This window comes from Proteus sp. fly-1067, assembly GCF_040139345.1.
Taxonomy (GTDB): Bacteria; Pseudomonadota; Gammaproteobacteria; order Enterobacterales; family Enterobacteriaceae; genus Proteus; species Proteus vulgaris_B.
This window is the reverse complement of the sequence record NZ_JBEEUL010000312.1, coordinates 1-503: the sequence shown is the minus strand read 5'-3', so window position 1 is coordinate 503 and position 503 is coordinate 1. Positions and strand designations below refer to the sequence as shown.

1 protein-coding gene is annotated in these 503 nt (G+C 41.9%); it reads right to left on the bottom strand.

Translation table 11 applies throughout. The annotated features are described in order from the left end of the window. Nucleotides 1-473, bottom strand: a 473-nt coding sequence (locus ABN217_RS20580) for an APC family permease (protein ID WP_349460058.1), incomplete at its 3' end; no start/stop codon positions are given. Nucleotides 474-503: the final 30 nt, after the last annotated feature.

Here is a 503-nt window from a genome sequence, read left to right as displayed (position 1 = left end):
ATTCCACGCAAGTTGGCCGCGGTCATTAAAATCACTAAACCAACCACAAATATCCACGGTTCAACTGTCGGGAAGATGTCTTGTAAGTAGATCTTGGCCAATAAAATGTTGATCATTGGCATAAAGATATAGGAAAGCAATGATGTCCATCCGACTAAGAAGCCAATGTGTGGACTCATTGATTTTTGAGCATAAGTATACGCTGAGCCAGCTGATGGGAAACGTTTCACCAATTTGCCGTAGCTCAGAGCAGTAAATAGTATCGCGACAAGCGCAATAATATAAGAAGTCGGGACGTGTCCGCCGGTTTTATCGGATACCATGCCAAATGTGTCAAAGATGGTCATTGGCTGAATATAAGCCAGACCAATCATCACGACTTGCATTAACGTTAATGTTTTTGCAAGTTGCACACGGTTATTAGCACCAGTTTGGTTGTTACCGATTGATAGTGGTATTGAATTATTTGGCATGACAAAGCCCTCCCATAACTTTCGATTGAG